The organism is Mycobacterium sp., from assembly GCF_049683355.1.
Taxonomy (GTDB): Bacteria; Actinomycetota; Actinomycetes; order Mycobacteriales; family Mycobacteriaceae; genus Mycobacterium.
In genome coordinates this window covers 1-8,806 of sequence record NZ_JBAUJB010000140.1, presented here as the reverse complement: position 1 = coordinate 8,806, position 8,806 = coordinate 1, and the positions used below count along the sequence as shown (strand labels likewise).

At 68.9% G+C, this 8,806-nt stretch carries 8 protein-coding genes and 1 pseudogene; 6 read left to right on the top strand and 3 right to left on the bottom strand.

The annotated features are described in order from the left end of the window. The 3 genes from WA944_RS08995 to WA944_RS08985 form a co-directional block, all read left to right on the top strand. Positions 1–704, top strand: a 704-nt coding sequence (locus tag WA944_RS08995) for a phosphopantothenoylcysteine decarboxylase domain-containing protein (protein WP_526646759.1), incomplete at its 5' end; no start/stop codon positions are given. A 99-nt stretch (positions 705–803) separates the two neighbouring features. After that, entirely contained in the window at positions 804–2,012 is a 1,209-nt protein-coding gene (gene metK, locus WA944_RS08990; protein WP_526610358.1) for a methionine adenosyltransferase, read from the top strand. Between the two features lie 52 nt (positions 2,013–2,064). After that, positions 2,065–3,657 (top strand): threonine/serine exporter family protein, encoded by a 1,593-nt coding sequence (locus tag WA944_RS08985; RefSeq protein WP_526375139.1) that lies wholly within the window; start codon positions 2,065–2,067, stop codon positions 3,655–3,657. Here WA944_RS08985 and WA944_RS08980 read toward each other — a convergent pair. Continuing rightward, positions 3,654–5,152 (bottom strand): annotated as a pseudogene (locus WA944_RS08980) (flavin-containing monooxygenase). The gene WA944_RS08985 and the pseudogene WA944_RS08980 sit on opposite strands and share 4 nt — an antisense overlap. A 34-nt stretch (positions 5,153–5,186) precedes the next feature. On the opposite strand from WA944_RS08980, the gene WA944_RS08975 reads away from it, so the two are divergent. Then, a complete protein-coding gene (locus WA944_RS08975) occupies positions 5,187–5,636 on the top strand; it encodes a hypothetical protein (RefSeq protein WP_526646757.1) in 450 nt (149 codons plus the stop codon). Between the two features lie 3 nt (positions 5,637–5,639). On the opposite strand, the gene WA944_RS08970 is transcribed toward WA944_RS08975, so the two are convergent. Together WA944_RS08970 and WA944_RS08965 are read right to left on the bottom strand one after the other, a co-directional pair. After that, positions 5,640–6,344: a hypothetical protein gene (locus tag WA944_RS08970; RefSeq protein ID WP_526646755.1), complete on the bottom strand. Its 705-nt coding sequence runs from the start codon at positions 6,342–6,344 to the stop codon at positions 5,640–5,642. Positions 6,345–6,371: 27 nt separating this feature from the next. Then, a complete protein-coding gene (locus WA944_RS08965; RefSeq protein WP_526611164.1) occupies positions 6,372–6,902 on the bottom strand; it encodes a hypothetical protein in 531 nt (176 codons plus the stop codon). A gap of 109 nt (positions 6,903–7,011) precedes the next feature. Here WA944_RS08965 and WA944_RS08960 point away from each other — a divergent pair, with 109 nt between their 5' ends. Next, positions 7,012–7,761, top strand: a complete 750-nt coding sequence (locus WA944_RS08960; protein WP_526371357.1) for a lysoplasmalogenase family protein — start codon at positions 7,012–7,014, stop codon at positions 7,759–7,761. Continuing rightward, the coding region (locus WA944_RS08955) for a primosomal protein N' family DNA-binding protein (RefSeq protein ID WP_526646753.1) at positions 7,758–8,806 on the top strand (1,049 nt) is incomplete at its 3' end. The genes WA944_RS08960 and WA944_RS08955, both read left to right, overlap by 4 nt.

Below are 8,806 nucleotides of genomic sequence, written 5' to 3'. Positions count from 1 at the left end.
TGCCCTACGACCTGGCCGGCGTCAAGGTCCTGGTGACCGCCGGCGGCACCCGCGAACCGATCGACCCGGTCCGCTTCATCGGCAACCGCAGTTCGGGCAAACAGGGTTACGCGATGGCCCGGGTGATGGCCCAGCGTGGTGCCGAGGTGACGCTGATCGCCGGAAACACGGCCGGCCTCATCGATCCGGCCGGCGTCGACGTGGTCCATGTCGGTTCGGCGGTCCAACTGCGAGATGCCGTCTCCAAGCGCGCCCCCGACGTCAACGTCCTGGTCATGGCCGCCGCGGTCGCCGACTTCCGCCCCGCGCACCTGGCGACCAGCAAGATCAAGAAGGGCCCGGACGCCGCGGACGACCCCACGATCGAGTTGGTCCGCAACGACGACGTCCTGGCCGGGGCGGTGCGCGCCCGTACCGACGGCCAGTTGCCCCACATGAGAGCCATCGTCGGGTTCGCCGCGGAGACGGGCGACGAGAACGGCGACGTGCTCTTCCACGCCCGCGCGAAACTCAAGCGCAAGGGCTGCGACCTGCTGGTGGTCAACGCAGTCGGCGACAACCGCGCGTTCGAGGTCGATCACAACGACGGCTGGTTGCTGTCGGCGGACGGTGCCGAGGCGGCGTTGGAGCACGGTTCGAAGACATTGATCGCCAGCCGTATTGTGGACGCGATCGCGGCATTCCTGCGTGCCGGCAGGGGGTAGGCCGGGCACGAGGTTGCAGTACGTGCTTGGGTGCAGGAGGCAACGCGATGGAGCGCAACGGGCGGGACCATCGCCACGACATACAAGAAGGGATCGACCGTGAGTGAAGCTCGGCTGTTTACCAGTGAGTCGGTGACCGAGGGGCACCCTGACAAGATCTGTGACGCCATCAGCGACTCGGTGCTGGATGCACTGCTCGCCGACGACCCCAGGTCGCGCGTCGCGGTCGAGACGCTGGTGACGACCGGGCAGGTGCACGTAGTCGGTGAGGTGACCACGACCGCCAAGAACGCCTTCGCCGACATCACCGACACGGTGCGTGAGCGGATCCTCGAGATCGGCTACGACAGCTCCGACAAGGGTTTCGACGGTGCGACCTGCGGCGTCAATATCGGCATCGGCAAGCAGTCTCCCGACATCGCCCAGGGCGTGGACACCGCGCACGAGACCCGGGTCGGTGGCGGCTCGGATCCGCTGGACCTGCAGGGCGCCGGCGACCAGGGACTGATGTTCGGCTATGCCATTGCCGAAACGCCGGAACTGATGCCGCTGCCGATCGCGCTTGCGCACCGGCTGTCCCGCAAGCTGACCGAGGTCCGCAAGGACGGCACACTGGCCTACCTGCGTCCGGACGGCAAGACCCAGGTGACGGTCCAGTACGACGGCAACAAGCCGGTGCGGCTGGACACCGTCGTGCTGTCGACCCAACACGCCGACGGCATCGACCTCGACGACCAGCTGTCCCCGGAGATCAAGCAGCACGTGATCGACGCCGTGCTCGCCGAACTGGGCCACGACACCATGGACACCTCGGCGCCGCGACTGCTGGTCAATCCGACCGGCAAGTTCGTGCTCGGGGGCCCGATGGGAGACGCCGGGCTGACCGGTCGGAAGATCATCGTGGACACCTACGGCGGCTGGGCCCGGCACGGCGGCGGCGCGTTCTCCGGCAAGGATCCGTCCAAGGTGGACCGTTCGGCGGCCTATGCGATGCGCTGGGTGGCCAAGAACGTCGTTGCAGCCGGCCTCGCGGAGCGGGTCGAGGTGCAGGTCGCGTATGCGATCGGGAAGGCTGCGCCCGTCGGCCTGTTCGTCGAGACCTTCGGCTCCGAAACCGTGGACCCGGTCAAGATCGAGAAGGCCATCGGCGAGGTCTTCGACCTGCGGCCCGGAGCCATCGTGCGCGACCTGGACCTGCTGCGCCCGATCTACGCGCAGACGGCGGCGTACGGCCACTTCGGCCGCACCGACATCGAGTTGCCGTGGGAGCAGTTGAACAAGGTCGACGACCTCAAGAGCGCGGTCTAGGCCGAGCGACCCGAGAAGGCGTCCTCCGGGGAGGTCAGTATCCTGCTGGGGAATGGCGAGAGATCAAACGGTCGGCACGACACGCATCAGCCGTGGCCTGAAGATGGCACTTCGCGGGCGGCGTGACCCGGCGCCGCTCGCGGGTCAGCGCAGCCGTAGCCAGAACACGATGGGTGACCTGCACACCCGCAAGGTCCTCGACCTCACCATCCGGCTGGCCGAGGTGATGCTGTCGTCCGGCTCGGGTACCGCGGACGTGGTCGCGACCGCTCAGGACATCGCGAAGGCCTACCGGCTCACCGACTGCGTCGTCGACATCTTCGTCACCACGGTGTTCGTGTCGGCACTGCCGACCGCCGACAGTCCGCCGATCACCATCGTGCGGTCGGTGAACGCCCGCTCGACCGACTACACCAGGGTGGCCGAACTCGACCGGCTGGTCGGCCGGATCACCACGGGTGGTGTGACGGTCGACGAGGCGCACGAGGCGATGGACGAGCTGTCCGAGCGGCCACACCCGTATCCGCGCTGGGTGGCCACCGCCGGGTGGGCGGGCTTTGCCCTCGGGATCGCGATGCTGTTCGGCGGCAACTGGCTCACCTGCCTGCTGGCCGCGCTCACCGCGGCGACGATCGACCGGGCGGGCCGGTTGTTGAACAGGATCGGTACCCCGTTCTTCTTCCAGCACGTGGTGGGCGCGATGATCGCGACCCTGGTCGCGGTGGCGGCCTACTACTTCGCCGGCCAGGGGCCCACCGCGCTCGTCGCGACCGGAATCGTGATGTTGCTGGCGGGAATGACGCTGGTCGGCGCGATGCAGGACGCGGTGACCGGCTACATGCTCACCGCCGTCACCCGGCTCACCGAGGCGATGTTCCTGACCGCGGGAATCGTCGTGGGGATCCTGGCCGGCCTGCAGGTCGCGGAGCTGCTCGGCGTCGTGATCGAGCTGCACGTCGACGCCACCGAGACGTTCATCATGCCGAACCGGCCGCTTCCCATCGCCCTGGCGGTGGTCGGTGCGGCGCTGGCAGGAGCGTCCCTCACCGTGGCGAGTTACGCGCCGTGGCGGTCGGTGGTCACCGCCGGGCTCACCGCCGGGCTCGCCGAGCTCGTGCTGATCGGGCTGGGCACCGCAGGCTTCGGCCAGGTGGTGGCCAGCGGCATCGCCGCAGTGGGTGTCGGTGTGATCGCGACGCTGATCTCGATCCGCCGGCAGTCGCCTGCGCTGGTGACCGCAACCGCAGGCATCATGCCGATGCTGCCCGGCCTCGCCGTCTTCCGGGCGGTGTTCTATCTCGCGGTCGACGAGGAGTTCACCGACGGCATGAGACAGCTGATCGCGGCGGCCGCAGTGGCACTGGCCCTGGGCTCGGGTGTGGTGCTCGGTGAGTTCATCGGCTCGCCGCTGCGCTACCGCGCGGGTCGGATCGGCGAGTTCCTGCGTGTCGAGGGCCCGCCCGGGCTGCGCCGAGCCGTCGGCGCCGTGGTCGCGCTCCAACCGGCCGATTCGGCCGCGCCGACACGATCGGGCAGCCAGCATTCGTCCAGCATCGCGCTGGAGCCGGCGCTGGGGGAGGACACCGAAGCCGACGCCGACGACGGCGGCGACTCGGACAGCCAGATCGACAGCCGGGAGATCTAGGACACGAACCGGTAGTCGTCGATCGGGAAGCGGCGGCTGCGCCAGTAGGCCTCCACCGTGCTCGTGGGCCGCAGCGGAACGTCGCCGTGCTGGTCGAAGTAGTAGCTGTTGGCCAACCGGCAGCTGTCCTGCCAGAAGATCTGACGATGCCGCTTGCGCATCATCTCGGCGAAATACCGGTCGTTGGCCTCCGAGCGCACTTCGACCCGGGTGGCCTGTCGTCGGCGCGCGGCGTCGAGGCACCTGACGATGTGGTGGGTCTGTGCCTCGATCAGCGCGAAGTACGACGAGCCGACGTATCCGTACGGGCCGAAGACGGTGAAGAAGTTCGGGAACCCCGGGACGCTCACACCTTCGTAGGCCTGCAGTCGGTGCTCTTCCCAGAACCGGCTCAACGAGCGTCCCCCTGGGCCGGTCACCGGGAAGGTGGGCGCCGAGGGATTGTCGTCGAGTGCCGAGAACACCTTGAATCCCGTCGCCAGAATCAGCACGTCTACCTCGTGCAGGTTGCCGTCGACGGTGGCGACACCCGACCCGGTGATCTTGTCGATGGGCTCGGTAACCAGGTCGACGTTCTCGCGGTTGAACGTCGACAGGTAGGTGTTGTGGAAGCCGGGCCGCTTGCAGCCCACCGCGTAGCGGGGCGTCAGTTTGTCCCTGACGGCAGGGTCGGCGACCTGCTTGCGCAGGTAGGCCCTCCCCACCGCGTCCATCCGCTGCGCCAGCGGGTTGACGGTGAAGTACTGCGCGGCCAGCGGGAACGTGAACTCCACGTAGGCCTGGCTGAGCAGCCGCTGCAGGGTCCTGCCGAGCGGCAGCCGCATCATCCGTCGCGCCGGCCGGACAACGGGACGTCGAACTTCGGGAAACACCAGATCGGCGTGCGCTGAAACACCGTCAGGCGCTCGACGATCGGCGCGATCTCGGGGATCACCTGCACCGCGGAGGCGCCGGTACCGATGACAGCGACGCGCTTGCCCGCCAGCACCTGGTCGTGATCCCAGCGGGCGGTGTGCACGGTCGCTCCGGCGAACGAGTCGACGCCGGGGATGTCAGGCGAGTTGGGGACGGTCAACACACCGCTGGCGTTGACGAGAAATCGGGCGGTGACGGTCTCGGCCGTCGCGGCGCCTTCGAGCCGGATGCGCCAGAACCCTTGTGAATCATCAAAATCCGCGCTGAGCACTTTGGTGCCGAAGCGGATCTTCGGCCGCAGGCCGTACTTGTCCACGCAGTGTGCAGCGTAGGATTGCAGCTCGTTCCCGGGTGCGTAGGTGCGCGACCACGAGGTGCTCTGCTCGAACGAGAACTGATACGAGAACGACGGAATGTCCACGGCGATACCGGGATAGGTCTTCCAGTACCAGGTGCCGCCGGGACCGTCACCGGCCTCGACGATGAGGTAGTGGCGCATCCCGGACCGGTCCAGTCCGATCGCCGTCCCGATGCCGGAGAACCCGGCACCGACGATCAGGACCTCGTGGTCGGGCGACATGGACTCACACTAGCGCGGCCCGCAGGTCGAACTGATGGACCGCATCACCGACGGAGCCGACGTGCGCACCCGTCTGGTGACGCTGCGACTGGGAGGGATGCCGACCCGGATCAACGCCAGCTACGCGGAGGTCACCCGGTACAACCACTACTTCGACTCGACCATCGGTTTCGATCTGTGGGACTACCGGGATCCGAACCTTCCGGAACTGAAAGCGTCGTTCCCCACACCCGAGGACCTGAAAACGCTCGACGACTACGCGCAGTACGATGCCTTCCGGGCCTACGTGTTGTTCAGCGAACAATCCAACAAGGCAGTGCGGTACTACGGTGATTTCCGGCCCGAGGCCGTCGACATCATGCAGGACGCGCTGCGAAGGTCGCCGAACTGGACGGTGTTCTACGAAGACGGTGACACCGTGGTGTTCGGAACCGCCCACGACTGGGATGTGCCGCCGCAGACCACTGCCGACGGCAGCGGCTGAGGTTCACCTGGCCTTACGGTGTGACATCAGCGAACGCGCCTGCTGTGCAACCGAATCGAGCGCAGTGCCGACCCACCCGGCATCGAACAGCGAATCGTGAAATGCCGCCGTCAGCCACACCGCACCTGCTGCGGTGGACGTCGTGACGGTCATCCCTGACGGCTCGGCCGGGTCGCTGGCGACCAGGATCCGGGCCGCGGTCGGTTCGCTGAACGTCCACCCGGTGCGGGGGACGTCGCCGATGCTGGAATGCAGCAACCGCAACCGGGGTCGAGGGGGCGCCAGCCATTCAGGTTGGTGCCCGGCGCGCAACGCGGCCCGGGCCTTCAGCGTGCTCACCACGAGGTTGGCCACGGGCCGCGCCATTCGGTTGGCCGCCACCATCTCGCCATGCAATCCGCGCGGGCCGGCCCGGTGATCGAGGGCGAACTCCAGCCCCGCCGAGAAGGTCGCCAGCGTGCTGTGCCCCGTCGGCAGGTACGGGCGGACATCGAAGCGAACGGTCACCGTCGGATCGACGTCGAAACCGGCGTCGGTGAACGCCTGGTGCAGCGCGCAGGTGTAGACGGCGAACATGCTGACACCGGGCAGCGCCGAATCGCGCAGGCGGCGCAGTTGGGCGACGGTATCTGCCGGAATCTGCCCGACGTATGTCGCGGGACGCGGCAGGATCCCGCTGGGTTCCGGCGAGCCGGACCCGGCCGGCACCGCCGCGGCACCACGGCGATACTGCCGCTACAGCGGCCAGAGGCGTTGCAGCCCAAGGCCGAAAGCTCTCCGGACGGCTTCCGGCAGCGGAGGTACCCGATGTCGATAGGCGGCCCAAACAGCCGGGTCGGCGGGATCCACGCTTCCCAGGAGCACTGCGATGAGCATGTCCAACAGGGGTACCTCGCCCAGCCCGTGGCTGAGGTCGATGGCCAGATGGTCGCCGGCGGCCAACACCCGGATGCCGTCGCCCGGGCATTGCCGCAGGGGCGCCAGCAGCGTGACGGGGTCCGATCCGGCCGCGCGAACGGTGGAGCTGACGGCATCACCGACGCTGTCGGGGACGTACCGCCAGCGGGTGCTGGTGGTCGAGGGACGCAACCCCACCCGCGTCACCGGACCGACGGCGGCCATCGCCGCAAACCGCGCGATGAGCTCCTCGGTGGGCGGTAGCCGCACCGGTCCGACGATCACCGCGGACCGCCGGTGGCTGTGCGCCACGTCGAGCGTCGCGACCCGAACGGTGTCCGGCTGCCGGCGGCGCAGGGCTTGAACCATCTGCCTCAAGAACCTATCAGAGCGCCATATTCGCAGGTGTAGACGAATCTGCCGAAGGGGGACAAGGACAATCGCGCGACGACGCGACCCGATTTAGTAGGTTCTGACCATGACCACCACCGACCGCGGCAGCACCGTCGCTGCGCAGTTGCGTACCCGGGTGCTGTGGTCGGTCGGGGTGGCCGTGGCGGCCGGCTACGGGCTGTTCCTGATCGTCACGGCCGTCCGACTCCCGGCGGGCGCCGAACTCACCGGCCAGTTCGGCCTGCAACCCGCGGTCAAGGCCCTGCCCGCGGTGCTGCTGGCCGGCGCCGCTCTCGGCCATCCCATCGCGCGGGAACGTCGGTGGCTGGTCGGTGCGCTGCTCTTCTCGGCCGCGGGTGACTTCCTGCTCGCGATGCCTTGGTGGGAGCCCTCGTTCGTACTGGGTCTGGCGGCGTTCCTGGTCGCCCACCTGTGTTTCCTGGCGGCGCTGCTGCCGCTGGTCGCTCCGACACCCGCCCGAATCGTCGCGGTGGCGCTGGTGGCCGTGGCCTGCGTCGCGCTGCTGGTGTGGTTCTGGCCGCGGCTGCTCGCCGAGGGCATGGCGGTACCGGTGACCCTGTACATCGCGGTGCTGGGCGCCATGGTGGGCGCCGCGCTGCTCGCCGACCTCCCGACACCGTGGACGGCGCTTGGCGCGGTGTGCTTCGCGGTGTCGGACGCGATGATCGGCATCAGCAAGTTCGTGCTGGCGCCGGAGAACACCGAGGCGTTGGCGGTGCCGATCTGGTGGGCGTACGCCACCTCGCTGCTGTTGATCATCGCGGGATTGCTCTTCGGTCGTTCGTCAGGACCGTCTGCTAGACCTGCGGGGTGACGACTACCCGGCAGGCCGCCGAGCACGAACCGGTCGCTCGGGTCTTGCCGATGCTCTCGGTGCCCCACCTGGACCGCGAGTTCGACTATCTGGTGTCGGCCGACCAGTCCGACGACGCGCAGCCGGGAGTGCGCGTTCGGGTCCGGTTCCACGGCCGGCTGGTCGACGCGTTCGTGCTCGAGAGACGTTCGGACACCGACCATGTCGGCAAGCTCGGCTGGCTGGACAAGGTGGTCTCGGCCGAGCGTGTGCTCACCCACGAGGTCCGCCGGCTGGTCGACGCGGTCGCCGCCCGGTACGCGGGCACCCGGGCCGACGTGCTGCGGTTGGCCGTGCCGCCGCGCCACGCCAACGTGGAGAAGAAGCCGCCGGCTCACCTCGGGCACTTCGTCACCCCGCAGCCCGACACCGCGGGCTGGTCGGCCTACAGCGGGGGGACGCAGTTCATCGCGGCACTGCAGGACAGCCGCGCGGCGCGAGCCGTCTGGCAGGCGCTACCCGGCGAGTCGTGGGCACACCGGCTGGCCGAGGCCGCGGCGGTGACCGTGGGCACCGGTCGCGGCGTGCTCGCGGTGGTCCCCGATCAGCGCGACGTCGATCTTCTCCACACCGCTGCAGTCGCCGAGGTCGAGGATTCCCGGGTGGTCGCGCTGTCAGCCGGGCTTGGCCCGGCGGAACGATACCGGCGCTGGTTGTCGGTGCTGCGCGGTGACGCGCGGCTGGTCATCGGCACCCGCAGTGCGGTCTTCGCCCCGGTGGCGGATCTCGGGCTGGTGATCATGTGGGACGACGGTGACGATTCGCTGGCCGAGCCACGGGCGCCCTATCCGCACAGCCGTGAAGTCGCGATGCTGCGCGCTCACCAGGTCCGCTGCGCTGCGTTGCTCGGTGGGTACGCACGCACCGCCGAAGCGCAGGCGCTGGTGCGCAGCGGGTGGGCACACGACCTCGCGGCGCCCAGGCAGGGGCTGCGGGCACGGGCGCCGCGGGTGGTCGCGCTGGAAGACAGCGCCTACGCGCAGGAACGGGATCCGGCTGCGCGCAC

What these genes read in the sequence shown, in the direction of transcription:
- WA944_RS08975 (WP_526646757.1), top strand. Translation starts at nt 5,187, where the DNA reads ATGGACCGCATCACCGACGGAGCCGACGTGCGCACCCGTCTGGTGACG.
- WA944_RS08960 (WP_526371357.1), top strand. Translation starts at nt 7,012, where the DNA reads ATGACCACCACCGACCGCGGCAGCACCGTCGCTGCGCAGTTGCGTACC.
- WA944_RS08985 (WP_526375139.1), top strand. Translation starts at nt 2,065, where the DNA reads ATGGCGAGAGATCAAACGGTCGGCACGACACGCATCAGCCGTGGCCTG.
- WA944_RS08965 (WP_526611164.1), bottom strand. Translation starts at nt 6,902, where the DNA reads ATGGTTCAAGCCCTGCGCCGCCGGCAGCCGGACACCGTTCGGGTCGCG.